Raw genomic sequence first — 26,349 nt, forward strand, 5'->3', positions numbered from 1 at the left:
TTTACGATGGTCATATGCTAAATGGCATCTACCAGATAGCTTCTATTGCATTTTTTTATCACTATCCTTACGCTTCCTGTAGTTGCAGGAACGGGTAATCGGTATATCCTTTTTCATTTCCGCCATAGAATGTAGTCCTGTCAGGTACATTCAATGAAGCTCCGGTTTCAAACCGTTGCGGCAGATCAGGATTAGCCAGAAATAAGCTGCCATAGGCTATTAAATCGGCTACTCCATCTTGCAGAGCTTTCTCTCCGGTTTCCTGTGTGTAGCCACCATTAGATATAATAGTACCTTTGTATATATTCCGGTAACGGGCAGCTACTTCACCTATATAGTGTGGCAAGTGATCAATAGAGGCTAATGGCTCCATTAGATGAATATAGGCTAGTGGATAGTTGTTGAGTTCGTTAATTAGGTAGTCGTATTGTGCCGCCGGGTTAGAATGATGAATGCTGTTAAAGTAATTGCTTGGAGATAGACGGATGCCTACTTTTCCGGCTCCCCACACGCCTACTACGGCCTCTACTACTTCCAAAGCAAAACGTGCGCGGTTTTCTACCGAACCTCCGTATTCATCTGTCCGTTGGTTGGACCCGTCTGCCAGAAATTGCTCTACCAAGTAGCCAAACGCCCCATGAATTTCTACCCCATCGAAACCTGCTTCTTTGGCATTTATTGCCCCTTTCAGGAATTGCTCTACCACCTCTTTTACTTCATGGATTTCCAAAGCTCTAGGTGTTTCAAAATCCTGTAACCCCTGGGCTGTATATACTTTGCCTTCGATTTTAAGAGCAGACGGGGCCACTGGTAACGCACCGTTGTGGAAGCTTGAATGTGAAACCCTGCCTACATGCCAGAGTTGCAGAAAAATTTTACCTCCTTCTTTATGAACAGATTCAGTTACTTTGCGCCAGCCTGCTATCTGTTCGGCGGTATGGATACCTGGCGTATTGGCATACCCCACTCCTTGGGGCGATACTTGCGAAGCTTCGGTAATAATGAGGCCCGCTGAAGCCCGCTGTGTATAGTATACTACATTTAAATCGGTAGGTACATTATTTTCTCCGGCACGGTTACGCGTCATTGGCGCCATTACTAATCTGTTAGCTAACAAACTGGGGCCTAATTGGAATGAACTTAAAATATTTTGTGATGTGTTCATAAGATTTAATTTTGTTTGTTTAAACAATATTTGTATATACAATTATTAGTGTAAATTTTTTTCTTATTGTTCTACAGAAGCCTCATTGATAAGTGCGGCTATAGGCAGATTACCCTTCTCCAAATAAGAAAAGGGATTTATTTCATATACTTTATAAGATCCTCTTTTACCTTTTATTTCAATAGTATACTCTTTTTCTGGCTGAACGAAGTGTCTTACCTGCTGGTAGGCATCTTCAGAAACTAAAAAGCTGGTTCCTAATTCTTTATTTTTGTTCTCTATTCGGCTGGCCATGTTTACTGCATCGCCGACAGCGGCAAGCTTACTCATCGCATCTATGCCTACATGGCCAATTACAACTTTTCCATAATGGATACCTATTCTGATCTGGAATTGCCGGTTAAACATTTGCTGTAAGTACTCATTTAATTTGGGCAGCACCTTAAACATCTCTGAAGCAGCTTTTACAGCATCTTCTACCACCGCCGAAGATTTATTTACTCCAAATAATGCCATTATCCCATCTCCTACATAATCACTGATTTGCCCATGATGTTGCTGAATGACCTCTCCCATCATCCGGAAATACCGGTTGAGTACATGTATCGTATCATAGGGCGATACGGCTTCTGCAAAAGGAGTGTAAGCTACAATATCAGAGAACAGAATGGCAAGGTTCTTCTCTTCTCCAATACTATTTTCAGCCAGAACCTGGGTTTGCACAATCTGACGGTCTATGGCATCTATAATAGGTCTGCGCATCAGTACATTCCCCTTAACAAAGGTCTGGCAAGCTAACCGGATGGTATCTGGCAGGTGAAGTTTTTGAGCCAGAACTTGTTCACATGCATTTCTGGGAAAGATATTTTCTAGCCCTGCCATAATTTCTATCCGGCAAGTAGAGCATTGTGCTTTGCCCCCACAAACATGCATATGCGGAATGCCAGCGGCGAGTGTAGCCTCTAAAACAGATTCCTGCTCCGAAACATTTATAATCTTATTATCCGGAAGGCACGTTACCTGGGCTTGCATATACATACCAAAGAAAATAAACAAATAAAAATCAACTATGAAGAAAGGCATCCGTAGATGCCTTTCTTGGTTTATATTAGCTTAGTTACTAGCTAATTTAATTTGTTGCAACTGAATTTTACCAACTAGTTCTACCTCATCGCCAACTACTGCGCCACCTGCCTCTGTTAAGGTATTCCAGGTTAATCCATACTCTTTGCGGCTTATTTTACCATTAACTTTGAAACCTGCTTTCGTATTTCCGTACGGATCTTTTGCTGTACCGCCGTATACAACATCTAAGGTTACTGGTTTGGTTACACCTTTTATCGTAAGGTCGCCGGTAAGTTTATACTCATTGCCACTTACTTTTTTAAAAGTCTTGCTTACAAATTTGATCTTATCGTGGTTGGCTGCATCAAAAAAATCAGCAGATTTTAAATGTTTGTCGCGGTCTTCGTTTTCTGTATCAATGCTGTTTACATCGGCACTGAACTCAATCTGGCTGTCGGTAAAATCTGGCTTGGTACTTACCATTTTGGCATCTACTTTCTTGAAGCTGCCTTCTACTTCTGAAATAACCAGGTGAGTGACAGTGAAACCAATTTTAGAATGAGCAGGGTCAATTTGCCAGCTTGTTTTCTGGGCAACTACGGACAGGCTCATAGCCATAACAAAAGCGAATAAGAAAGTTACTTTTTTCATTGAATGGAATTGTTTAGAATTAATTGAATAGAATATGAAGGTTATTTAAAATGATGTTTAAACATTATATGTATATACATGTAATTGAGCAAAAAAATTTATCCCCGTAATTTGTCCAACAAAAAATTAAGGTGTTGCGCTTCTTCACAACAAAGGCCCAGACTCTTTTCTAGATTTAACATGAGGGGAGCTATTTCTTCTAACACGTGTAACCCTTTTTCTGTAATACGAATATCTACCGCCCGCCTATTTGCCGGACACTGTTTGCGGTCTACCATTCCTTTGGTTATCAGTTTATCTACCAGCCTGGTGGCATTAGACATTTTTTCTAGCATCCGCTCCTGCACCACACCTAGCGTAGCCGGGTTTGGGTATTGGCCTTTTAAAATACGAAGCACATTGTATTGCTCCACTGAAATTCCAAAAGGCTTTAGAAGCTGATTGACTTTATTTGTTAACCAACTACTTGTAAACAGGATATTCACCACCGCTTTGGCATTATCGCTACGGAACTTCTGCTGACATATTTCTTCCTCTATCTTCATAACATTACAAAGATAGAACAAATATTTGTATATACAAATATTGTATGAACATTTTTTTAAAACTTACTTCCTACTACAACCGTTTCTTTAAAAGCTTGCTTTTTACCCTGCATATCAAACACAGTCAGATACACTATATACCTGCCCATGGTTACCTTTTCGCCTCGTTGGTTTGTACCATCCCAGCTAAAAAATCCTTCTGTGGAGAGTAGTACATTGTTGGCTAATTCGCGTACCTCCCGCCCCTGTGCATCGTAAATGAATAAAGATGCCATTGTGCCAGGCTGATTAAAGAGATACGAAAATGTAGTAAAATCCTGCTGCCCATCGTCGTCAGGAGTGAATACTTGCGGATAAATAGAAAATGCTTTTTTAGTTTGAAGGGCTTCTAATAGCTGTGAATTGCGGTATCCGGGAGTGGCATATCCTTCTGTACTGGCAGCCGAATGCCAGCTGGCTACATTGTTGGTTGGAGCATCCGGGCTGATTCGCTCTAAAGAAACCCCGGAAACATCATCAAGTAAGCTGAAGTGCATCTTCTCAGTATAATCAAACCTGTCTGATATTTTTTGCAGATTAGTAAGCAGAATAACATTTCCTGCCTCATCAGGAAAACTGGGCATCGATTTCATCAGGCTACTATTCTCTAATCTGGCCTTGGGATAATGCTCTTTAAGTAGGGCCATATTGGTAGTTAGTACTTTATAACTGTCCGGAGCCAATATATCATCTTCAGCCGTAACTATTTTCAGGTTAGCTATGCTGTCATTACTAATATTGGCTAATTGCCAGTTTTTTAAATTGATGTATTTATCCGTCCGGTTGTATAGTTCTACAAAATCTGCACCGCCAGTTCTGCTATTGAAGAGTACTTCATTTATAATAATATCTGCTGAATCTGCTTGTTCGGGTAACGCAAAGGGCTGGGAAATAAACTTCCCACCTATATTCCCACTACAATCCTGTAGCTGATTACCAGTTACTTTGTATAACTTTTTGGGCAACAAGGGTTCTGCAAGAGTTAATTGAACTTTGGTAAATTGCGGTGACAAACATTTGGCTGCACGTATAGGATGGCCTGCAATGGTATATAGAGTAGGTATGGAGGCATTGGCACTATCTAATTTTTCGTTGAACAGCAAAGTAATAATAAAGGGATTTTCTACAGAAACCTTCAGTAGTTCCGGTGCTTTTAGGTCAGGTTTGTTGGCCAGTACAGAATTAGCTTTGCCGGGTGTGCCTCCGGCCGGACTATCTGAAGCCAGCCAGTTACCTGACTCCACGCAGGCATAGCTCAGATCAACCATTTCCAGAGACCATCCGCCATCGGCTTTTTCTTTGCTCACGTACCAGTCTGGCGAGTATTTTACCGCATGTATTACGTGTCCCAGGCTATTTCGCAGCATCAGTTGCTCGCCAGAGTTATTAAGTGAAAATGAGGAAACACTCATCGTATTCCCATATGGAGCAAGCTTTTCTACTGCAGCAGAGGCACACAAAAGCAGGTATTGTTTCGGATAAATCAATTTTTCAGTCAGCTTCACTGTAGCATTATCATCGGTAAAGGTTACGCCTGCCAGAGAAAGCAACTGATCGGTAGGATTATAAACTTCTATAAACTCAGCTTCTGGTAAACCCACCTTTGGGCTTTCATCTGCCAGTATCTCTGTTATGAGCAATTGATGACATCCCGGCGTTTTGCCTGTACCGAACACAGCCTTACTTACCGGAAGGGGGTTGCCAGGACAATCAGCTAACCCGGAAATAGTAATTGTATATAGTTTACCAGCTTCTATGGGTGCAGATAAAATTAGTTTTACCGAAGTATATTCTGGCGCAACAGCATACACCTGAGCAACAGTTAAGGAAGGATCTATTGTATAGGTTCCATTCTTTACTAATACACTATCCATGGTTTCAGTAAATTGAACTTCCAGCTGGGTAGTAGAAATAACTTTTACAGCTTGTAACGCAGGTGGACTCTGGTCAACTACTGGGCTGTATAAAGCATTTTGTTTACCTGGCGTGCCACCGGCTACATCGCTGGAGGCCTGCCAGTTAGAAGAATTGTTGCAGGGTGCAAGGGGGTTAATCTGTTCCAGTGTCCATCCGCCATCGTCTTTTACTGCATCTTTGTACCAAGAAAGGGAATACGTTATTTTATCCAGTAGCTTTCCTGCAGGATTCTTCAGCATAAGGGTTTCTCCACTGTTATTCAGGGAAGGGAAATTACTAAGCCCAGCCACTTTGCCAAAAGGTGTAAACAAATTAGCATAAGTAGTACTGCAAACAATCAGAAAACTATACGGGGCCATTAAGGTATTACCAAATTTTGCTGTACTGCTTCCATCGGTAAGGGTATAGCCATTTAAATTAATCTCCTGGCTGGTAGAGTTGTATAGCTCAATAAATTCTGCTTCTGGCAAATCTACTACCGGAGTTGGATCAGCCATGAGTTCATTAATAACAATATCGCGGTATTGTGGCGTGAAAGGGGCTTTATATTGGAATGGCAATGCTTGCGGCAGCATCTGGTTTTTATTAAGATCTTCCACATGACGAATGCTGAGGGAATAAGGAAGCTCACTGATAAACTCATTGGCAAATGTAAGAATCAGCCTACTCGCATCTGTACCGCTGGCAGTCGTAGCAAAAGCAACGGATGCAGGATTTCCGGCAGCCTGATCGGCTAAGTAATTAGCTACATTCTTTGCCGTTGCTTCGGTGACAGATTTAGAAAACAATACCTCTACATGCGTTGCATCCAATACATGTATAGCTTTAACCAGGGGAGGCTCCCGGTCTATAGGCGTTATTTTAATATCATCAAAAAAGTGTTTAGTATGAAAACTGGAGGTAGACTGTTGAACAACTATACCAAAATAAGTACTGGTAGTAAAAGAGGCATCTGCTTTAGTGCCTTCGGTAACAAAACTATTCCCGGTGCCGGTAATATCTCTTTCCAATATCCAGGTAAATTCTGGCGTGCTGGTTACTTTAATCTTCAAGGTACTGCTGGAAACATTGGTTATCCCATCGGCCCCATCAATCAGGAGGGTATTTGTTCCGGCAACCCGTTTGTATAAACTTATTTCATCTCTAGTGCCCCCTATACGTACAAAGTACCCATTGTTATTGCTTTTAAGGTCCTCCTTATCAGACGTAAGGAAAATATCTACATAGTTGGTACCCGACGTGTTGAATGCCAGTTTTACATATACTTCCCATTGAGTATCAGCCACCAAGCTGGAAGGAGTACTTAGGTAAAAAGAAGAGCTGGCTATAGCTGAATTAGAACGGAGCTGCCCGTTTACAACAGTCCAGGCAGTAGTATTTCCCGTCCAAATAGGATTATTACTAAAATCGCCGTCTGCAAAATCTTCCTGTACTTGAGCAAAGGAACTGAAATAGCATATTGTAAAGAATAAGCAAAGTAAATAACAGAATTTCATACATTGAAAATAAAATTTCCTTTACTTTGCAGACTGTTAAGAAGATATAAATCATTACATGGTAGGTAAATCAAACTAATTACCTGCGTGTTTTGTAATATCGGGTAACACTGTATGCAAAAAGCTTCAATTAAATTATATCAATAAATACGTTTGTTATGAAAGTAGCTGTTGTAGGCGCCACCGGTCTGGTAGGCGGCGAAATGTTAAAAGTGCTAGAAGAAAGGAATTTCCCTGTTACAGAATTAATCCCTGTAGCTAGCGAAAAATCTGTTGGAAAAAAAGTTAGCTGGAAGGGTAAACAATATACGGTGCATAGCATGCAGCAAGCCATAGATGCCCGGCCTGCCATTGCTATTTTCTCTGCCGGCGGCTCTACCTCCCTGGAATGGGCGCCTAAATTTGCAGAAGTAGGCACAGTCGTAATAGATAATTCGTCTGCCTGGCGCATGAATCCGGCAAACAAACTGGTAGTACCAGAAGTAAATGCACATGTATTAACGGCTGAAGATAAAGTAATAGCCAACCCCAATTGCTCTACTATTCAAATGGTGGTGGCGCTGGCACCTTTGCACAAAAAATATAAAGTAAAACGCATTGTTGTATCTACTTATCAGTCCGTAACTGGTACTGGCAAAAATGCGGTAGATCAATTGATGAATGAACGTAATGGAAAAGAAGGCGCTAAAGTATATCCTCACCAGATAGACCTGAATGTATTGCCGCACATTGATGTATTCCTGGATAATGGGTATACAAAAGAAGAAATGAAAATGGTTAATGAGACCAAGAAGATCATGGGAGACGACAGCATCCGGGTAACAGCTACCACTGTACGTATACCTGTAATTGGCGGACATTCAGAGTCAGTAAATATAGAATTTGAGCAGGAGTTTGACTTAGCGGAAGTGCGTAGTTTACTGGAGCAGGCGCCCGGCGTAATTGTTCAGGATGATGTAAAAGCATTTAAATATCCTATGCCTTTGCTAGCACATGGCAAAGACGAGGTATTTGTAGGCCGCCTGAGAAGAGATGAAACGCAACCCAAAACATTAAATATGTGGATTGTGGCAGATAATCTCCGCAAAGGGGCAGCAACCAATGCTGTACAAATTGCAGAGTACCTGATGGCTAATAAGATTATCCGTTCTGAAGCTGCTGTAACCTTTTAGAGTATTCACTAACTTTCTATACATCACCTCATAGGTTTTAAACTTGTGAGGTGTTTTTATTTTCTCCCCTCTCATTCATCTGCCTGCTATTTTACCTTCTATAAGCACTGAGCATTAATGGTATGTTTTTTAATATTTCACCTATTGGTTTTTTGCCAAAATCATCCCGCAAAACATATGCAGAATTAATATTTTTTTCAACACTGCATTACTTTCCGGTTTTCTCCTCATTAAACATATATTAACCAATTTCCTTAAGAAGATGAAAAAAATCTATCGTATACTATTGCCGGCCATGGCATGTTTGAGTGTAACTTCCTGCGCTTTCGAAAGAATAGATGCAGGCCATGTAGGAATACGGGTAAACCAGTTTGGCGATGATAAAGGAGTGGACGATGTGGTAGTAGTGACTGGTACCGTGTTTTATAATCCGTTTACGGCTTCCATTTTTGAATTCCCTACCTATACACAGCATAAGGAATATGAGCCATTTGTGGTTAACAGCAAAGATGCTTCTGAGTTTACGGTAGCTCCGGCTATTAACTATTATGTTAATTCTGAGAAAGTACCTGCTCTTTTCAAACAGTACCGGAAGGAATTACCACAAATAGAAGATGGCTTTTTAAAAACAGCAACGCTGGAAGCTTACCGCATTGCTACGAATAAATATACGGCTGACTCTTTAATGTCGCACCGGGAAGAGTATGAATCGTTGGCTAAAAAATTACTTAATCAGCAATTGGAGTCGCAAGGCTTTATTTTACAGCAATTAACCACATCTCTCACGCCGCCTGCCTCATTAAAGGCGGCTATTGATGCAAAAAACACAGCTATTCAAGTAGCTATGCAGGCAGAAAACAAAATTAAGCAGGCAGAAGCAGAAGCAAAAATTAAAAGAGCCCAGGCGGAAGGCAATGCAGAATCGTTAAAAATTCAGGCGGAGGCAGAAGCGTATGCTAACATGAAACGCCAGCAAACCTTAACTCCTCTGCTAATTCAGCAACAATTTTTAGAGAAGTGGAATGGACAATTGCCTCAATATGGGGTTGTACCACAGATTTTCAAAGATATCAGCAAGGAATAATCACTTGTTATTTACTTAACCATAAACACCTCATAGAATTTGGAAACCTATGAGGTGTTTTTTATAGTTTTGCATCTATATTTTTGGAGGCTTTTACTGCAGGGAAATAGGAAGCGACAAATACAATGACAATAATCGTAAGCCCAACTCTGGCAAAATCTTCTATCCGCATTTGTACCGGATAGGCATCTACCACTGATGTTTGCATACCCATAGAGACAAAGCCGAAAGTTTGTTGCAGCCAGCAAATAACAAATCCCAGTACGATACCTGTTGCAGCGCCAGTAAAAGCAATAATAGCTCCTTCGGTAATAAATAATCTTTTAATAAATCCGGCAGAAGCTCCCATGGCAGAAAGTACGGCAACGTCTTTTTGCTTATCTAAAGCAAGCATCGTCAGCGAAAAGAATATATTGAAGGAAGCAATAGCCAGAATGAAGGAAAACGTGATATAGACGAATAATTTTTCAAATTGAATAGCCCGTAACAGGTTTGCATGCTGCTCATCCCGGTTTTGAACCGTGTACTGATTACCTAGTTTAGTTTTAAGTGCATTCTGCACCTTCCTTATATCGATACCAGAGGCGGTTTTTATCTCCAGAGAGGTACGGTTATTCCCTGCTTGTACCAGGTCGCGGGCAAAAGAGAGAGGCACAAAGATATAATTGTTATCGTATTGTTGTTCTATGGCAAATACAGCCCCCGGCCGGATAGGCTTCCGGAATATAGCATTGGGAGAATTAAGATCAATGGTCTTCTTGGTGTTATTTGGATACCATATTTGCAGGGGATATAAGTCATCTTTCAGCGAAACAGAAAGCATAAACTGTACGCCACTGCCCATAATAGCATAATCTACGCCATCTTCCTGTAGCACAAGTTTACCAGCTACGATCACCGAATCCAGACCATTTTGCTTTAAAAAATTATTGCTGACACCACGCATTTTTACAATACTCTGCGCCTCCCGGTACGTGAGTACTACATTATCTTCAATAACTTCGGCAACAGATTCTACACCTTCTACACTGTTTATGGAGCTAAGCAGTTCCGGAGTTAACTCAAAAAATTTACCCTCGGCTGCTTTTACCTGAATCTGCGAGTTGAATGTTCCATACAGGCTGCGAAAAAGGTCTTCTAAGCCATTAAATACAGATAATACAATCACCAGTGCCATGGTACCCACGCATACCCCAATCATGGATATGTTGGAAATGATATTTATAAAATTCTTCTTCTTGCGGGAGAAGAAGTACCTTCTGGCTATAAAAAGAGCTAGATTCAAATTTTGACTGAAAAAACAATGGATTGCAAAGTTACAATTCTACCATCCATAATTCATAATTATTTATAGGCTTTCACTAAAATACTGGTACCCGTCTTGTGCTCATGGGTTACATCCAGGTAGTTGAGCAGGTAGCAGACCGGAAATATCAGTAAATAGTAGAAGGGTAACATAGTAAACATATACTTGGAAGTACCCACCATCAGCATCGGATACTTTAACGAAAGCCGCCATGACCGGTTCCCAGGTGTACCATACGTATATTTGATGTCTACTTTGCTGAAGCCAGCTTTTTTCAGCTTTTGCTTCATTTCAGCGGTGCTGTATCCATTCCGGATATGCTCTTCAATAAAAGACTTATCGCCGGGCTTGTACACGTCTGAGCCACCTTTGTCGGAAGGCACCGTAAGCAACAGCAATCCATCTTCTTTCAATGAATGATAAAAGTTTTTCAGCACTTTACAATCTTCCTTAATATATTCCATCACATCTACCGATAAAATCAAATCAAATGTATCGGGTTGCTGAAATTTAGTAAGGTCTTCAGTTCTGAAAAGCACATTATTCTTTTCGGTACGGTGAAAGAAATGATTGCATTCACACACATCATCTTGCTTTACATCTACAGCTAGTACGCTCCATTTGGGGCTCATATTTGCCAGAAAATACGTATGTTGCCCAAAACCAGCACCCGCATCCAGAATATGTATGTGTTTGTCTAGCTTGTCCTTCGCCCATGCCTTTAACTCTTTGTGGATGTGCCAGGCACGCAAAAGCAACAAATCCAATAACTTATAAAAAACTTTTCGTAATAAGGAAGATTTTCCAAAAAAACCGCCTAAGCGTTTTTTAACAGGTTCGTATCGCATAATCAGTCACACATAAAATTATACACCATCTCAATAAATAGAATGGTTCATAGGGGTTAGGATCAACAACAGATAATGTTGGTTTATGGGTTAACTCCGTTGTCTTTATCCTCTTCGGAGGCAGGTGGAATGTGCAGGTTTGCTATAAGTGCATCCATTCTAGATGCATGTTCAATAGTATCGTCTAAATAAAAGGCCAGTTCGGGAATTACCCGTACCTGGTTCCTTATCTTAGAAGCAAGCATTTGCCGAATTGATTTACTTTTTTCTTTTATCGTATCTAATAATCCGCTTTTGTCTTTTGAAAGCATAAAACTTAAATATACTTTCGCTAACCCCAAATCAGGGCTCACCTTTACATCCGTCACAGTTATAAAAGCTCCTCCAAACAAACTTTTCGCATCTCTCTGAAAAATTTCGCTCAGGTCTTTCTGTATTAACCGTGCAAATTTTTGTTGTCTCTTACTTTCCATGTTTTCCCTGCAAATATCTACACTTTTTTCGTAATAATTTTCAATATTGCTATAATTTTGATAGAAGCATATTTGTATTTATACGATATAAATAATATTTAGTAACATTCTTATTTAAACCCAACAGCTTTGATTAATTTTTTTAAAATTTCTCAACTCATCACAGTAATTATTGCATTTTTACTATTGATAGTCATTCATTTACCTATACTAACAAATAGCGTTCCCTTAATTGTTCCTGAGTTAAAATGGATGCTGGTTGGCGAGCGGATGGGCGAAGGATTTATGATGTACAAACAAATCTGGAGCGATGTAAGTCCCCTTTCCGGCTTTGTTTACTGGCTGCTTGACCTATTCGTTGGAAGATCTCAACTTTCTTACCAGATTCTTGCATTGATGCTGGTAATCTTACAAGGATTATATTTTAATCATTCCTTACAAAAACATCAGCAGTACCCGGAAAAGTCAAACCTGCCCTTGTTGCTGTATGTACTCTGCATGGGTCTCTTTTTCGATTTTTTCACCCTGTCGCCTATGCTCATGAGTATCACTTTTCTGCTGCTGGCCCTGGATGGACTTTTTTCCCACATTAATGATGAAGCGTCCAACGATGAGGTGTTCTCTATTGGATTTTATATAGGTGTCGCTACGTTGTTTTACTTTCCTCTGGCTTTGTTTGCCGCATACGCCTTTATTTGTTTTCTGCTGCTGGCTGCTACCAATGCTAGAAAATACTTTTTAATGCTGTTTGGCTTTATATTTACTCTCGGATTGGCTGCTTTGTTTTTCTACATGATTAACGGGCTGGAAGATCTTTATTATAACTCCATTCTGCGTCTGCTGGAATTCCATAAAACCTACTATGTATCTTTCCAGGATATGCTTTTGCTGGCTTCTCCTTTTATAGCGATTCTGGCACTTTCTGCTTTTCAGCTATTCGGAGGAGACACCCGTTTTATTCATTACCAGATCCGGTGCCAGCAAGCCTTGTTTATGTGGGCTATTACCGCCGGCTTGTGTTTATTGGTAGTTCCTTCGGTAGCTCCTTATCAATTAATTGTATTTGTGCCTGTGGTTGTTTTCTTCGGAACACACTTATTACTAACCATCCGTAAAAAAATACTAGCCGACCTGATTTTTATGTGTTTGTTGCTGGCTGTGGTGTTCATCAACTTTAGTACTGCTTTTTCTTTATTCAGCTGGGTAGACCTGAATAAATTAGTCGTAAATGAAACGCAGAACACTAAGATAACAAACAAAAAATTGCTTGTTGCCGGCGATAACCTGGAAGGCTATTTATATAACAAACTGGCCACCCCCTACCTGGAATGGTCATTGGCAGAGAGGCATTTTAATTACCTGGAAGATTATGTAAACGTAGTGGAGATATATGAAAACTTCAGAAAAGATATGCCCGATGTAATTATCGACCAGAATGGAAAAATTGCAGAATTGTTTACACGGATTCCGGCACTGGCTCAGTATTATGCAAAAGAACAAAACTCTAATGTGTATATCCGGAAAGGGCAGCCCTCTTCTGCCAATCGTATAGAAAATTAATTCAGTTAACAGGAATAGAATCTTCTACTCCTGTTAACTGAATACAGGTATTTATTTTTACTGAATTTGCACCGGCAACTCAGCCTCAATATCGGTTTCTCCTTTGGTTACCGGATCGTTGGCTGCTTTACTTCCTGGCTTATGCTTTAGAATAACTGTTAGGGTACCCGTGCTGGCCGCAGCACTAGCAAAGTTAGCACTTGTCCCTAAAGGCAGCCCATTTGCATCAGTATTTCTGTTAGTAACAGTCAGATTAGCCCCAGAGACCTCATAAAAAATTTCATGGTCTGCTCCTTCTTCTTCTACTTCTTCGGTTATATCTTCAGGACTATTTGCATTGGATTCATCCAGAAATTCGATCCGGCCGGTATAGGTAACATTGGGCCTTAACGTAAGTCCTGTAATGACTGGGTCTGCACCACCAGGGCCATCTATATCCCGCCAGGTAGCAGTAACTGTTTCTGTAGAGTTAGTTACATTGGTTAACGTTAGTTGGATAGTTGTAATTAGCTCTTGCTCATCCTCAGGTATTACATCGTCATCCTTTTTACAGCCGGCTGTTACAAGCGCGAACAGAGTTAATCCAAGAATTAGTTTTTGTGGTTTTAACATAGTTTAGAAGGTTTGGTTAATAGGTAAAATTGATTGAGACTAATTTTTCTTGCTAAGAATCACCCTTGTCGTTTGCTCTTCACTCAAAAGCTGTATTTTATTCTGAAATTGACATTTCTTCCAACTTCATCTGCATAGTAGCGGAAGCGGTTCAGGTAATTCCTATAGCTGGTATTTAGCAGGTTACTCACTGTAACCCCAACATCCATATTTTTAACCCCTGGCACTGAAAAGCCTACTTCCGCATCAAACAGCATATAGGCACTTGGTGGAGGCGCATAATCACTATTAGGCAGTAACCTCCATTGTTTGGCTACATATACATTACCTAGAGAAATATAAATGTTATCCATTCCCAGCCAGTGATGAACATGGTACCGTAGGGTGCTTTGCAGTCTGTCTGGGGATATAAAGGGCAGAGGATCACCGGTTGTGCGGCTGGTGGCCCTAACTATAGAGTATTTTGCACGAAGAGAAAAATGATGAGAAAAGGCATACGTTGCTGCCAGATCTATTCCACTTAGATTAGCATCTGTTTGCCGGAAAACAAATAGGGGAAAATATCCACGGATAGTCAGTACGCCAGGAAACTCCGGTTGTTGATAAATGTAGTTATTATAAAAATAATGATACCCATCTAGCTCCGCCTGAAATTTAGGGCTGGTATACGTCAGATTTGCCGTGATATTATAAGCTGTTTCATCTTGTAAAGTATAATCCCCTTTGATATAACTGCCTTCACCATGGTGAATGCCATCGCTGTATAATTCATTAACGGAAGGTGGACGCCAGCCCATGCCCGCGTTCAGCTTTGTTGAAAGGCTAGGTGAGAATTTATAGGTAGCGCCTAATGTTCCGGAAACCTGGCTAAAAGTACGGGACGGATCTGACTTCTCCCGTATCCTTGCCATATCTACATCTAACCGACGAACATCGTAGCGGGCTCCCGCCTCTAGTTCCCACCGGCTCTTAATCAGCCGTTCTACTAAAAATATACCCAGGTTACTACCGGTAAAATCAGGAATGAGGAACCGACCCTGCATATCGTTCTGCTGATACATCCCGTTTATTCCAACCATGCCATTCAGCAGCCCTTTTATAGGCTTATGTTCCCAGGTAAAATCTGTAGTATACGTATTAAGCAGAAAACGCATCTGTGGGCCATCAAACTCACTCCCCAAAGGCTTATGGCTGTCATATTCCGCCCGGTAATTAAACTGATGCCCCAAAGCCAGCGAGAACTTCCCTAGTTTATCTGATAAGTAATAGGCATTTCCCTTTAGCAGATAATGATTAATATCCTGAAACGGCCTGCCAATGGTATAAGAAAATCCTGAACGGTGCTCGGGCAAGGGCCCATCGCTGGCAAGCGCTGTTTCAAAGTCTGTCCGGTTACCAATATGTGCTCCAGAGAAAATACCAATCTTTGTATTAAACTGACTATAAAAGAACTCTGCTCCGAATTTTTCTTTCCGGTAACCTACAGCCGACGAAAAGTTCAGCTCACTTACCCCTGTATTCTTTAAATAGTACCCGGGTGCATGGGAATTGCCGGCTCGTTTAGCAGTGCCTTGTACACGCCAGCTAAAAGCATCGTTCTTAGGAAATCCGCCTTGTACTATACCTGAAAGTACCCCTTGCCGGTTATTTGTAGAAGCTACTGCATTTACCTCGCCTGACAAACCAACCCCAAAGGGCAAAGAGGCAGGTTCCAGTAATACCACACCTCCAATCGCATCAGCTCCATAGCGTACACCTGCTGCCCCTTTTACTACATTTATCTTTTTGGCAATAAAAGGATCTATTTCTGGCGCATGCTCCGACCCCCACTGCTGTCCTTCCTGGCGTATGCCATTGTTCATCACTAACACCCTGTTGCTATGCAGCCCATGAATGACAGGCTTAGAAATCGAAGGCCCTGTTTGTATCGTTGTAACGCCTGGAATTTCCTTCAATGACTCACCTAAGGTTAGTCCTCTGGTCCGGTCGAGGTCTATTCCTTGCAGCGTTACTTGTGGCTGCATGGCCGGCGGAGCAATTTTTTGTTCGGTAATAATTACTTCTCCCAACTCAATGCCTGTTTCCTGTAATTTAAAGTTCTGTTCGACTACTAACCTTCCGGCAGCAATAGAAACTATTGCAGTATCAGTTTCATAACCTACGTAGCTGCATATTAAGGTATAACTGCCTATACACAGATCATCAATCGTAAAGTCTCCTAATTCATTAGTTACGTTGCCTTTAGCCAGTTCTTTTACATAAATAGCCGCACCCAACACCGGCTTCCGGTTCTGGTCATATACAATGCCATGAATATGATAGCGGCAGTCTATGGTAGAAATCGGAGCTTGTGCATACCCGCCAATACTGGCTACTAGTCCTGCAAACAAGACTGTTAAAAATCCCCTATATCTTTTAAAGATTACCCTAAACATTAATTCTGAGAAACAATAGCGAAGCACTCGACTAACTTGCAATATTGTTGCAAATATACTCAACTTACGGTTTTAAATGCAACGTTGTTGCTTTTAAAGAGCAGAAAAATTTTATGCAAGAGTTTTTAGAAAGCTAATAACTATATCCTTTGAAGGTTTGCTGGAAACTTTTCCAACGGCCAAGTCCATAGCAGGCGCCAAAAACAAAGGCCGCAGGTAAAATACTTAACGGGCGGACTATATAGTTATTAACAAAAAAATCGGCTAGTGAGATGTCTTCTGTAATAAAAATGCTCAGGATAATTGCCAGGGTGCCGCTCAGCGACAGGGCTATTCCGGCTATGAGAGAAAAGTTAAGCATGCTTCTTCTGCGGATGTAGCGCCAGAAGGTGAATTTATGTTGAATTGGAATTATTACCTCCTGACCTATGGCGCCAAGTAAGGTAGCCGTAAGAATGCTTACTACTTTAGCCTGGAAAAAAGTGGAAGTCAGTACAGACCAGGTCCAGGTGCCAGAATACAGAAAATCGCTCACCAGCTCATATACAATAATTCCTAGAAAACTACCGATTACACAAGCAGAAGTAATAATAAACGTAGAGAGAACATTTTTCATAAACCGGCTGTAGTTTAGCGTACAGGCTCGGCATACAGATCAAATTCTTCTGCTTCTAGTATTTTTACAGTGGTAAAATCGCCTAACCTGACAAAGTGTTGTGTTGCATCTAACAGTACTTCGTTATCTACTTCAGGAGAATCAAATTCCGTGCGGCCAATAAAGTAGCCGCCCTCTTTTCGATCGAATAGTACTTTATATGTATTACCGATTTTACATTGGTTTAGTTCAAAAGAAATGCCCTCTTGTAAAGCCATTATAGCATCGGCCCGTTCCTGCTTTATTTCCTGAGGAACACTATCTATCATGGAATGTGAATGGGTGTTCTCTTCATGTGAATAGGTAAAAATACCCAGGCGGTCGAAGCGCATTTTTTCTACGAAGTTGTACATTTCATCAAAATGGGCTTCTGTTTCGCCAGGATGTCCGGAGATAAGGGTGGTCCGCAAAGCAATGCCCGGTACTTTTTCGCGGATAGTATCTATCAGCGCTTCTGTTTTCTCACGGGTAATCCCCCGGCGCATCAGTTTTAACAGTTCTGAAGATCCGTGTTGTAAGGGCATATCCAGGTATTTACAGATGTTGCTATGTTCCCGCATGACATCGAGCACATCCAAGGGGAAACCTGCCGGATAAGCATATTGTAAGCGTATCCATTCTATACCTTCTACATCGGCAAGTCTGGCAAGCAGTTCGGAAAGATTTCTTCTTTTATACAGATCCAGGCCATAATAGGTTAGATCCTGAGCTATTAATATCAGTTCTTTCGTACCTTTTTTTGCCATATTCTGTGCTTGATGTACCAATACTTCCATAGGCTGAGAAATATGGCTACCTCGCATCAATGGAATAGCACAGAATGAACAAGGCCGGTCGCAGCCTTCGGCTATTTTGAGATAAGCGTAATGGGTAGGTGTAGTTATGAGACGCTCGCCAATTAATTCATGTTTGTAATCGGCTTTTAGTGTTTTCAGTAAGCGGGGTAATTCATTGGTACCAAAATACGCATCTACAGTGGGTATTTCTTTTTCCAGATCGTCTTTATAGCGGTGCGATAAACAGCCGGTTACATATAACTTATCTATCAGGCCGTTTTCTTTGGCATCTGCATAGCGCAAAATAGTATCAATAGACTCTTGCTTGGCATTATCTATAAAACCACATGTATTAACGATTACAATACTGGCATCATCTTTTGCCGACTCATGGGTAACATTGAATTTGTTAGCTTTCAGCTGCGTGTAAATTGTTTCTGAATCTACCAGGTTCTTGGAACAACCTAGTGTAACAATATTTACTTTATTTTTCTTTGATCCTTTGGTTTTCATTCGTTAGTTAAACACCTCTTCCTTTAAATTAGCTCCTTAACAGGTGCCTAAATTTTTACTTCTTCTTAAACAGAGAATCTACAAAAGCCTGACGGTTAAAGATCTGCAAATCGTCTACTTTTTCGCCTACACCAATGTATTTCACTGGTATCTTAAACTGGTCGGATATACCAATTACTACGCCGCCTTTAGCTGTACCATCTAATTTTGTAATGGCTAGTGCATTTACTTCGGTAGCCCGTGTAAATTCTTTTGCCTGGATAAATGCATTTTGTCCGGTACTGCCATCTAATACAAGCAATATTTCATGAGGTGCATCCGGAATTACTTTTTGCATAACCCGTTTGATCTTAGATAATTCATTCATCAGGTTCACCTTGGTGTGCAAACGGCCGGCTGTATCAATAATGACAATGTCTGCTCCACTATCTACCCCTTGTTTTACGGCATCGTACGCCACAGAAGCCGGGTCTGTATTCATGCCATGCGATACGATAGGAACATTTACCCGTTCTGCCCATAATTTTAACTGGTCTACAGCAGCTGCCCGGAAGGTATCAGCTGCGCCTAATACCACTTTATTGCCTGCCCGGTGGAATTTAGAAGCTAGCTTACCTATGGTAGTTGTCTTACCTACGCCATTTACGCCCACTACCATAATTACATAGGGTTTAGCAGCCGTATTGGTGAAGAAGGACTTTATATCCTGGGCATTGTTTTCGGCTAATAGTTTAGTAATTTCTTCTTTCAGCAGTTTATCCAGTTCTGAAGCAGTTGTATATTTATCCCGGCTTACCCGTTCTTCAATCCGCTTAATTATTTTCAGAGTGGTTTCTACTCCTACATCAGAGGTAATAAGTATGTCTTCCAGTTCATCCAGTACTTCGTCGTCCACCTTGGATTTCCCCATGACGGCTTTCCCTAACTTGGAAAAGAAACTGTCTTTGGTTTTTTCCAGTCCTTTGTCTAAAGATTCTTTGCTTTCTTTATTCTCCTTTGTTTCTTTGGAGAAAAAATCGAATAAGCCCATGGCTGATGCAGGTTATAAGGTTTTATTGAATAAGGTGATAATATAATAAAAAAGTCCCTGGTAGGGGACTTTTTTATTATAAGTATATAAAATAACACTAGCTATTGGATTTCAATGCACTTTGTACCTGGTCCAAAGGAACCATCTCTTCCTTAAAGGTGTATGCTCCGGTTTTGTCTGATTTTACAGCTTTAATAATTTTAGCGAAATTTTTACCGCCACCTTCTTTTTTTAATGTTGCAACTACTTTCTTTGCCATTTTTTTGTAGAGTTTAATGTCTGAAAAGCAGCATTCTGGTAGTGTTTACACAGCCTATGCTGACTATTCACACAAGTTATTTAATTTCTTTATGAACAGTAACTTTTCTTAAGTAAGGATTAAACTTCTTCAATTCCAAACGTGCTGTTGTGTTTTTTCTGTTCTTGGTAGTAATGTATCTGGACATGCCTGGTACGTCAGTAGTTTTCTGTTCGGTACATTCCAGAATCACTTGAATTCTGTTTCCTTTTTTAGCCATTATCTTCAGTGAATAGTATTAGTTTCCGCTAAATTGAATTAAGAGCGCAAAGATAAGTTTTTTTTCTGAAAATTCATATTGGGTATTTATTTTTTTGTTGCAAACTGCTAAGTGTATTCACCCCTCCAGCAAATACCTATGGAAAGCACCGGCGTGAATAGTCAAAGAAAATACAAGGCCAACTTGAACTCATTGATATATTATTTCAAATCAATCTAGTACATTTGTCCGTTCCTGTACGCAAGCTTGTAAACAGTTTTATGAAAATACTATTTCCTATTTGTCTGCTCTTAGTATACCTATGCATTGCCTGCAGCGAACAAAAGCCGGAAGAACAGACTGAGGTTGCTATTTCTGCTGACACTACTGAAAACAGAACAGCTTTTGCCAGTTATAGCTCTAAGTTTCAGAAAATTATAAAATCCGAAGAGGGCATTATCCGGGGTGTTAATTTTGGCGATGCCTTAGAAGATGTAATTACCAGAGAAGACACCATTCCGCTGGAAGACAGCACTAACTTTGTGAGTTTTACTGTTGCCCTGGATGACCAGGAAGATGAGATCACGGATGTATTCTATTACTTTGATAAACAAAAGCGGATAAGTGGCTTCCGCCTGGACGTGTACCTGGACGACAAAGCAGCAGTAGATAGTTTGTACAGAGAGTTTACTACCTATTTTACCGAAAAGTATGGCAGTCCGGTAATTAAGGAGATAAAAACCATTGCCTGGAACAGTGCAGACAACACAAAGATTGTAATGAAAGATGTAGGAATAAAAGAATCTCCAGGATTGCAGCTTCAAATTGCCCGGCCAAAATAACCTGAAAGCAGTCCCAAACAAAAACCATATAACAAACAAACAGCCCTCGCAAGTTTTGAACACTTGCGAGGGCTGTTTGTTTGTTTAAGTAAGTCAATTATACTTTATAGATCCAGTTATGAGGGTCTGCAGCTTTGCCAACTTTTATATCATCCAGGGTTTTTAGTACTTTGTTCGAGAACTTCCGTTCAGTTACGGCTGGCAGCGTATAATCTTTGCCTTCATACCCAATTACCGCTATATGGGCAATAGTAGCTGCTGTGCCAGCTCCAAAAGCTTCCTGCAAGGTGCCGTTATTAACAGCATCCATTACCTCTTTCACTGCCACTGGGCGTTCTTCTACTTTCATTCCCCAATCTCTGGCCAATCGCAGCACACTATCCCGGGTAATCCCTTTCAGTATAGTATCTGCAGCCGGCGGTGTTATTAAGGTGTCATTTATCACAAACATCACATTCATGGTGCCAGACTCTTCAAAATACGCATGTTCTTTAGCATCTGTCCAGAGCAGTTGGTCGTAGCCATCTTTGTGTGCCAGCTGGGCAGGCAACATAGAGGAAGCATAATTGCCGGCAGCTTTGGCAAAACCCATTCCTCCGGCAGCTGCACGGGTATAATGTGTTTCCACACGTACTTTTACCGGAGCAGAGTAGTAAGCTCCTACCGGAGAAGTAAAAATGATAAAAGTATACGTATTAGACGGACGTACGCCAATATATTCGTCGGCAGCAAACATATAAGGCCGGATGTAGAGAGAATAGCCTGGTTTTGCCGGAATCCAGTTCTTATCTAAGGCCAGTAATTGGGTAAGTCCACCCATAAAAACCTCTTCTGGCAACGTAGGCATGCACAAACGCTCGGCAGATTTATTCATCCGCTTCCAGTTTTCCATGGGACGGAATACAAGTACTTCTCCCTTTTCATTCTTATAGGCTTTTAGTCCTTCAAAAATGGCTTGTCCGTAATGCAAGGCTGATAGGGCCGGGCTGATAGTAATATCGCCGTAGGGAACAATTTTAAGATCCTGCCAGGTATTGTTTGCATAGGTGGCTACAAACATATGGTCAGAAAAAGTTTTGCCAAACACCAGATTATCAAAATCGCACTGACTCACTTTTGATGTCTTTACCTGGCTGGTCTGGATGTTCAGAACATCTATCATAGGTATATAAATTAGGTTTTGTAAAAGTAGCAAATATTCAGCTAACCCTGTTCGGGCAAGGAGCAATAATTATTCGTGTTCAACCTTGGCACGGGTGTATTAGTCAGGTTTATACCCTGGGTTTCCAGGGAATCTCCTCCGCTTGTAACTCCTGAGTCATCTTCCGGCACAGCACAAAGAGATAATCTGATAGCCTGTTCAGATAGACAATAACCAACTCTGCTACAAACGATTGCTGGCGCAGGCTGATTGCCAGCCGCTCCGCCCGGCGGCATACACAACGGGCTACATGGCAAAATGAAACGGACTGGTGCCCGCCGGGAAGTATAAAATACCGCAATTCAGGTAAGCTGGTACTCATATCGTCTATGGCATCTTCCAGCAATTTTACATCAGCCTCCAGTAAGTCGGGTAGTTTTTTCGTTGTTTTGTCCGGATCAGCCGCTAAAGAAGCGCCAATAGTAAACAGGCGGTCTTGTATCTCTTTCAGAATTTCTCTTCTGCTGGCATTCACTTCCTGGTCTCTGACCAGGCCAATGTAGGAGTTTAATTCATCTACCGTGCCATATACTTCTATCCGGTCATGCGATTTCAGCACCCGTGTGCCTCCTAATAACGAAGTTTGTCCCTGGTCTCCTGTTTTAGTATATATTTTCATGCGCTAATCATTTGTTAACTATACGGTTTAAACCTGCTTGAATGCTGATTACTCATACCGCAAACTGTTTTCCTGCCTTTTGTATTTTCCGGGCGCAAAAGTTATACATTTTTGAGTTATTTCTATATAGCTCACCGGAATTTATCTACGCTATGGCCAATGTTTGGCAGTAATGGGTTAATAACTTGCTGGCCTGCCAAATGTTTCACTAGCAACGCCAAAATAACCCGATAACAAGTACCTATTTTAACTTCACAAAGCTCTATTTTATAAGTGAGTACGTCAAACTCAGGAAGATATATTGTGGCTGTTAAAAAAACTTGTATATTCATCGGCAGAATTATTAATTTATAATAAATAGTTCTAGAATAGACTACTCTTTTCAAACTACCCAACCTATGGAGAATAGAATACTTGGCTTACACCATGTTACAGCTATTGCCGGCAGTGCCCAAAGGAACCTTGATTTTTATACCCGCATACTTGGGCTACGGTTTATTAAGAAAACAGTAAATTTTGACGACCCCCATACCTATCATTTCTATTATGGTGATTATTACGGAACCCCAGGCACCATTCTTACTTTTTTCCCCTGGGAAGGGGCAGCAAGCGGCCGGCGAGGAACAGGCCAGGCTACCGAGGTAGGTTTTTCTGTGCCTGCCGGAAGCCTGGATTTCTGGCTTAACCGCTTTACAGAGCAGGGTATTATTTACAACAAACCTGCTAAAAAGTTTGAGGAAGAATACTTAACGGTTCTTGATCCGGACGGCCTTAAACTGGAGCTGGTAGTTTCGTCTACTCCAGACAACCGGATAGGCCATACCACCGATCAGATTACAGATAGGCAGGCCATCAAAGGATTTCATCATGTAACGCTTACCCTGAGCTCGATTAAACCAACAGCTGATGTTCTTACCGAAATTTTTGGATACAAATTAGTAGCTGAGCATGTAAACCGCTACCGTTTTGCCACCGATGCTATTGAAGGCGCTGCTATTATTGACCTGGTAGAAGCCGTGGGAGAAAACAGAGGGCAAGTAGCGGTGGGTTCGGTACACCATATTGCCTTCCGGGTAAAAGATGATGCTACTGAAATGAAATTCCGGGAAATTATTGAGAGGAAAGGTTTTCAGATTACCCCGCAAATAGACCGGAATTACTTTCACTCGCTGTATTTCCGGGAACCAGGAGGCGTTTTGTTTGAAATTGCTACCGATAACCCCGGTTTTACGGCCGATGAACCCTTGGAAAAACTAGGTACTGAACTAAAATTACCACCACAATACGAACCTCGCAGAAAAGAAATAGAACAGGCATTGGTTCCACTGACGTAACGTAAACTTCTGCATATAAACCCTGAACCTACGAATGAACAAAATTAACATGGATTACCTACCTTTAAAACACCGTTTTATTGCTGCTGAAAAACCAGATGGGTATACACTACTGCTGCTGCACGGCACCGGAGGAAACGAAAATGATCTGATTCCGCTATCCGAACTGTTTGGAAAAAATGTAAATATCCTGAGTGTGCGGGGCAATGTACTAGAAAATGGGATGCCCAGGTTTTTCCGGCGGGTGGCACTGGGTGTGTTTGATGAAAAAGATGTAGAATTCCGTACTCATGAATTAGTACACTTTGTAAGATCAACCGCTGTAGAGCAGCAATTTGATGCCCAAAAAGTAATTGCTTTAGGATTTTCTAATGGAGCCAATATAGCTGGTGCCTGCCTGATGCTTTATCCCGACCTGCTGGCAGGGGCTATGTTATTGCGGCCAACCAAACCTCTTTCGCATATACAAGAATTTAAAACAAACCACCAAACACCAGTATTTATCAGCTCTGGTGCCACTGACCCCACCATCCGGGCAGCTGACACAAAAAAATATGAAGAACTGTTGCTTGCTAACGGATTTGATGTAACACACGCGTCTATTCCTGCCGGGCATCACCTTACCCAGAAAGATGTGATTCTGGCTGTGGAATGGTTCAATAAATATTTTACTACCTAAAAATAAAGCATTATAAAACCCGCAGCAAATGAAAGCTAGCGGGTTTTATAATGCTTTTATGCGAAAGATTCTGAATGATGCGCTACGCATTCACTATTTCGCCGCCATTCGGATGTAGTATTTGCCCGGTCATGTAAGAGGCGTCGTCTGAAGCTAAGAACACAAAACTTGGCCCTACTTCGGACGGCTGCCCTGGCCTCCCTAAGGGTACGTCTTGTCCGAACTTTGCTACTTGTTCAGCAGTAAAGGTAGCCGGAATCAGCGGAGTCCAGATGGGACCTGGGGCTACAGCATTTACACGTATATTTTTCTCTGCCAGGTTTTTAGACAAAGACCGGGTAAATGAATTAATCGCTCCTTTGGTAGAAGAATAATCTATCAAGTGCTCACTGCCTCGGTAAGCCGTAACAGAGGTAGTATTAATAATGCTGTCACCGGCCTGTAGATGAGGCATAGCAGCCTTTACAATATGAAACATCGACAGAATATTCGTCCGGAATGTGCTTTCCAGATTTTCAGTAGTAATGTCTTCTATATTGTCTTTGGGGTGCTGCTCAGCTGCGTTGTTCACAACAATATTTAACTTACCAAAGCTGGCTACTGTTTGCCGTACTATTTCCTGGCAGAAGTCTTCCCGGCCTATGTCACCGGCAATAATGGTACACCTTCTGCCTTCTTTTTCAACCATAGCCTTTGTTTCCTGGGCATCTTCGTTTTCTTCTTTATACACAATAACTACATCTGCTCCTTCACGGGCAAAATGCACAGCCACTGATCGCCCAATGCCACTATCGCCTCCGGTAATAAGTGCTACCTTATTCAATAACTTATCGCTACCTTTATAATTAGGCCGGATTACTTCCGGTTTAGGACTCATTTGCTGCTCTATACCTGGTTGCTGGTCCTGCTTTTGTGCCGGTACAGCGTCTGGTTTGTTACCTGCTGTTGATTGATTTGCCATATTTCTTCTGTATTTAATTTTCTACTTCCCTTCTCAACGTATCTGTGTAAAAGGAGTTGAGTATTACTGTAGAAAAATAGAAGAAATACCAGTTGCCGGTTAAGTTACTAGCCGGTCTGCTTGCTTATTCCGGACATAGATCAGTTTATATTTGCCCTTGTAATTTTCCCGCTGTTCTATTTCAAACTTGCCGACAGAATTAATTAAAGGCGTTAATTTTTCAAACCCGTAGTTACGGGAATCGAAGTTGGGTTGCTTTTTCTGTAGCAGGCTTCCTACATCACCCAGAAATGCCCAGCCATCTTCATCAGCCAGGTCCTCTATGGTAGAAGCAATGAGTTTGATCACTTTAGGTGTAATCCGTTCTACTTCTTCCTTTTTAGTTGTTTTGGGTTTACCGGGTGCGGAATCTGTTTCTTTGGACTGGTTTCTTAGTATTTCTATATAGATAAATTTATCGCAAGCCACAATAAATGGCTCAGGGGTTTTCTTCTCACCTAACCCGTAAACTTTCATGCCTGCCTCTCTCAGCCTTGTGGCCAGCCTGGTAAAATCGCTGTCGCTGGACACTAAGCAAAAGCCATCTACTTTGCCGGAATATAAAATATCCATTGCATCTATAATCATAGCGGAATCTGTTGCGTTCTTCCCGGAGGTATATCCGTATTGCTGCATAGGGATAATTGCATTTTCCAGTAGCACATTTTTCCATTGAGCCAGATGGGGCCGGGTCCAGTCGCCATAAATGCGCTTGATTGTGGGATTCCCGTATTTAGCTATCTCTTCCATCATCTCTTTTATATAAGCTGAAGGAATGTTATCGCCATCAATTAAGACAGCTAGTTTTATATCTTGTTCCATGTAAATATCCCCA

At 41.3% G+C, this 26,349-nt stretch carries 25 protein-coding genes; 6 read left to right on the forward strand and 19 right to left on the reverse strand.

What is annotated here, in order from left to right; all coding sequences use genetic code 11:
- Positions 1 to 67: 67 nt before the first annotated feature.
- The 5 genes from Q0590_RS00980 to Q0590_RS01000 all read right to left on the reverse strand — a co-directional run bounded on the left by Q0590_RS00980 (position 68) and on the right by Q0590_RS01000 (position 6,878).
- A complete protein-coding gene (locus Q0590_RS00980) occupies positions 68 to 1,165 on the reverse strand; it encodes an alkene reductase (protein WP_302035600.1) in 1,098 nt (365 codons plus the stop codon).
- Positions 1,166 to 1,228: 63 nt separating this feature from the next.
- Entirely contained in the window at positions 1,229 to 2,248 is a 1,020-nt protein-coding gene (locus Q0590_RS00985; RefSeq protein ID WP_302035601.1) for an adenylate/guanylate cyclase domain-containing protein, read from the reverse strand.
- 30 nt (positions 2,249 to 2,278) lie between these two features.
- The gene (locus Q0590_RS00990; protein ID WP_302035602.1) at positions 2,279 to 2,881 is read right to left on the reverse strand and encodes a YceI family protein; all 603 of its coding nucleotides are present in this window, start codon (positions 2,879 to 2,881) and stop codon (positions 2,279 to 2,281) included.
- Positions 2,882 to 2,979: 98 nt separating this feature from the next.
- Positions 2,980 to 3,426, reverse strand: coding sequence for a MarR family winged helix-turn-helix transcriptional regulator (locus tag Q0590_RS00995; protein WP_302035603.1), 447 nt, complete (start codon positions 3,424 to 3,426; stop codon positions 2,980 to 2,982).
- Between the two features lie 56 nt (positions 3,427 to 3,482).
- Positions 3,483 to 6,878 carry a lamin tail domain-containing protein gene (locus Q0590_RS01000; RefSeq protein WP_302035604.1) on the reverse strand — a complete coding sequence of 1,132 codons (3,396 nt, stop codon included), beginning with the start codon at positions 6,876 to 6,878 and terminating at the stop codon, positions 3,483 to 3,485.
- Positions 6,879 to 7,036: 158 nt separating this feature from the next.
- Here Q0590_RS01000 and Q0590_RS01005 point away from each other — a divergent pair, with 158 nt between their 5' ends.
- Positions 7,037 to 8,050, forward strand: coding sequence for an aspartate-semialdehyde dehydrogenase (locus Q0590_RS01005; RefSeq protein WP_302035605.1), 1,014 nt, complete (start codon positions 7,037 to 7,039; stop codon positions 8,048 to 8,050).
- A 262-nt stretch (positions 8,051 to 8,312) separates the two neighbouring features.
- Positions 8,313 to 9,134, forward strand: coding sequence for an SPFH domain-containing protein (locus Q0590_RS01010; RefSeq protein WP_302035606.1), 822 nt, complete (start codon positions 8,313 to 8,315; stop codon positions 9,132 to 9,134).
- 61 nt (positions 9,135 to 9,195) lie between these two features.
- Here Q0590_RS01010 and Q0590_RS01015 read toward each other — a convergent pair whose 3' ends face one another.
- The 3 genes from Q0590_RS01015 to rbfA all read right to left on the reverse strand — a co-directional run bounded on the left by Q0590_RS01015 (position 9,196) and on the right by rbfA (position 11,761).
- The gene (locus tag Q0590_RS01015; RefSeq protein ID WP_302035607.1) at positions 9,196 to 10,419 is read right to left on the reverse strand and encodes an FtsX-like permease family protein; all 1,224 of its coding nucleotides are present in this window, start codon (positions 10,417 to 10,419) and stop codon (positions 9,196 to 9,198) included.
- Between the two features lie 59 nt (positions 10,420 to 10,478).
- On the reverse strand, positions 10,479 to 11,288 hold the full coding sequence (locus Q0590_RS01020; RefSeq protein ID WP_302035608.1) for a class I SAM-dependent methyltransferase: 810 nt from the start codon (positions 11,286 to 11,288) through the stop codon (positions 10,479 to 10,481).
- A gap of 83 nt (positions 11,289 to 11,371) precedes the next feature.
- The gene (gene rbfA / locus Q0590_RS01025) at positions 11,372 to 11,761 is read right to left on the reverse strand and encodes a 30S ribosome-binding factor RbfA (RefSeq protein ID WP_302035609.1); all 390 of its coding nucleotides are present in this window, start codon (positions 11,759 to 11,761) and stop codon (positions 11,372 to 11,374) included.
- A gap of 129 nt (positions 11,762 to 11,890) precedes the next feature.
- On the opposite strand from rbfA, the gene Q0590_RS01030 reads away from it, so the two are divergent.
- A complete protein-coding gene (locus tag Q0590_RS01030; protein ID WP_302035610.1) occupies positions 11,891 to 13,321 on the forward strand; it encodes a hypothetical protein in 1,431 nt (476 codons plus the stop codon).
- A gap of 57 nt (positions 13,322 to 13,378) precedes the next feature.
- Here the strand turns inward: Q0590_RS01030 and Q0590_RS01035 are convergent, their stop codons facing one another.
- The 7 genes from Q0590_RS01035 to rpmG all read right to left on the reverse strand — a co-directional run bounded on the left by Q0590_RS01035 (position 13,379) and on the right by rpmG (position 19,860).
- On the reverse strand, positions 13,379 to 13,933 hold the full coding sequence (locus tag Q0590_RS01035; RefSeq protein ID WP_302035611.1) for a hypothetical protein: 555 nt from the start codon (positions 13,931 to 13,933) through the stop codon (positions 13,379 to 13,381).
- 83 nt (positions 13,934 to 14,016) lie between these two features.
- A complete protein-coding gene (locus Q0590_RS01040; RefSeq protein ID WP_302035612.1) occupies positions 14,017 to 16,323 on the reverse strand; it encodes a TonB-dependent receptor in 2,307 nt (768 codons plus the stop codon).
- Positions 16,324 to 16,501: 178 nt separating this feature from the next.
- Positions 16,502 to 16,984 (reverse strand): hypothetical protein, encoded by a 483-nt coding sequence (locus Q0590_RS01045; protein ID WP_302035613.1) that lies wholly within the window; start codon positions 16,982 to 16,984, stop codon positions 16,502 to 16,504.
- A gap of 14 nt (positions 16,985 to 16,998) precedes the next feature.
- Entirely contained in the window at positions 16,999 to 18,312 is a 1,314-nt protein-coding gene (gene rimO / locus Q0590_RS01050) for a 30S ribosomal protein S12 methylthiotransferase RimO (RefSeq protein ID WP_302035614.1), read from the reverse strand.
- A gap of 55 nt (positions 18,313 to 18,367) precedes the next feature.
- A complete protein-coding gene (gene ftsY / locus Q0590_RS01055) occupies positions 18,368 to 19,342 on the reverse strand; it encodes a signal recognition particle-docking protein FtsY (protein ID WP_302035615.1) in 975 nt (324 codons plus the stop codon).
- 97 nt (positions 19,343 to 19,439) lie between these two features.
- Positions 19,440 to 19,601, reverse strand: a complete 162-nt coding sequence (locus Q0590_RS01060; protein ID WP_302035616.1) for a DUF4295 domain-containing protein — start codon at positions 19,599 to 19,601, stop codon at positions 19,440 to 19,442.
- A 76-nt stretch (positions 19,602 to 19,677) separates the two neighbouring features.
- A complete protein-coding gene (gene rpmG, locus Q0590_RS01065; protein WP_302035617.1) occupies positions 19,678 to 19,860 on the reverse strand; it encodes a 50S ribosomal protein L33 in 183 nt (60 codons plus the stop codon).
- 260 nt (positions 19,861 to 20,120) lie between these two features.
- On the opposite strand from rpmG, the gene Q0590_RS01070 reads away from it, so the two are divergent.
- Positions 20,121 to 20,681 (forward strand): hypothetical protein, encoded by a 561-nt coding sequence (locus Q0590_RS01070; RefSeq protein ID WP_302035618.1) that lies wholly within the window; start codon positions 20,121 to 20,123, stop codon positions 20,679 to 20,681.
- Positions 20,682 to 20,778: 97 nt separating this feature from the next.
- Here the strand turns inward: Q0590_RS01070 and Q0590_RS01075 are convergent, their stop codons facing one another.
- Both Q0590_RS01075 and Q0590_RS01080 read right to left on the reverse strand, forming a co-directional pair.
- Complete coding sequence (locus Q0590_RS01075) at positions 20,779 to 21,843, reverse strand: branched-chain amino acid aminotransferase (protein WP_302035619.1); 1,065 nt, start codon at positions 21,841 to 21,843, stop codon at positions 20,779 to 20,781.
- Positions 21,844 to 21,952: 109 nt separating this feature from the next.
- A complete protein-coding gene (locus Q0590_RS01080; protein WP_302035620.1) occupies positions 21,953 to 22,501 on the reverse strand; it encodes a cob(I)yrinic acid a,c-diamide adenosyltransferase in 549 nt (182 codons plus the stop codon).
- A gap of 398 nt (positions 22,502 to 22,899) precedes the next feature.
- Here Q0590_RS01080 and Q0590_RS01085 point away from each other — a divergent pair, with 398 nt between their 5' ends.
- Both Q0590_RS01085 and Q0590_RS01090 read left to right on the forward strand, forming a co-directional pair.
- Entirely contained in the window at positions 22,900 to 23,835 is a 936-nt protein-coding gene (locus tag Q0590_RS01085; protein ID WP_302035621.1) for a ring-cleaving dioxygenase, read from the forward strand.
- 34 nt (positions 23,836 to 23,869) lie between these two features.
- Positions 23,870 to 24,514, forward strand: a complete 645-nt coding sequence (locus Q0590_RS01090; RefSeq protein WP_302035622.1) for an alpha/beta hydrolase — start codon at positions 23,870 to 23,872, stop codon at positions 24,512 to 24,514.
- 82 nt (positions 24,515 to 24,596) lie between these two features.
- On the opposite strand, the gene Q0590_RS01095 is transcribed toward Q0590_RS01090, so the two are convergent.
- Together Q0590_RS01095 and Q0590_RS01100 are read right to left on the reverse strand one after the other, a co-directional pair.
- Positions 24,597 to 25,475, reverse strand: coding sequence for an SDR family oxidoreductase (locus Q0590_RS01095; protein ID WP_302035623.1), 879 nt, complete (start codon positions 25,473 to 25,475; stop codon positions 24,597 to 24,599).
- A 99-nt stretch (positions 25,476 to 25,574) separates the two neighbouring features.
- Positions 25,575 to 26,336 carry an NYN domain-containing protein gene (locus Q0590_RS01100; protein ID WP_302035624.1) on the reverse strand — a complete coding sequence of 254 codons (762 nt, stop codon included), beginning with the start codon at positions 26,334 to 26,336 and terminating at the stop codon, positions 25,575 to 25,577.
- Positions 26,337 to 26,349 lie beyond the last annotated feature (13 nt).

Source organism: Rhodocytophaga aerolata (genome assembly GCF_030503435.1).
Classification (GTDB): domain Bacteria; phylum Bacteroidota; class Bacteroidia; order Cytophagales; family 172606-1; genus Rhodocytophaga; species Rhodocytophaga aerolata.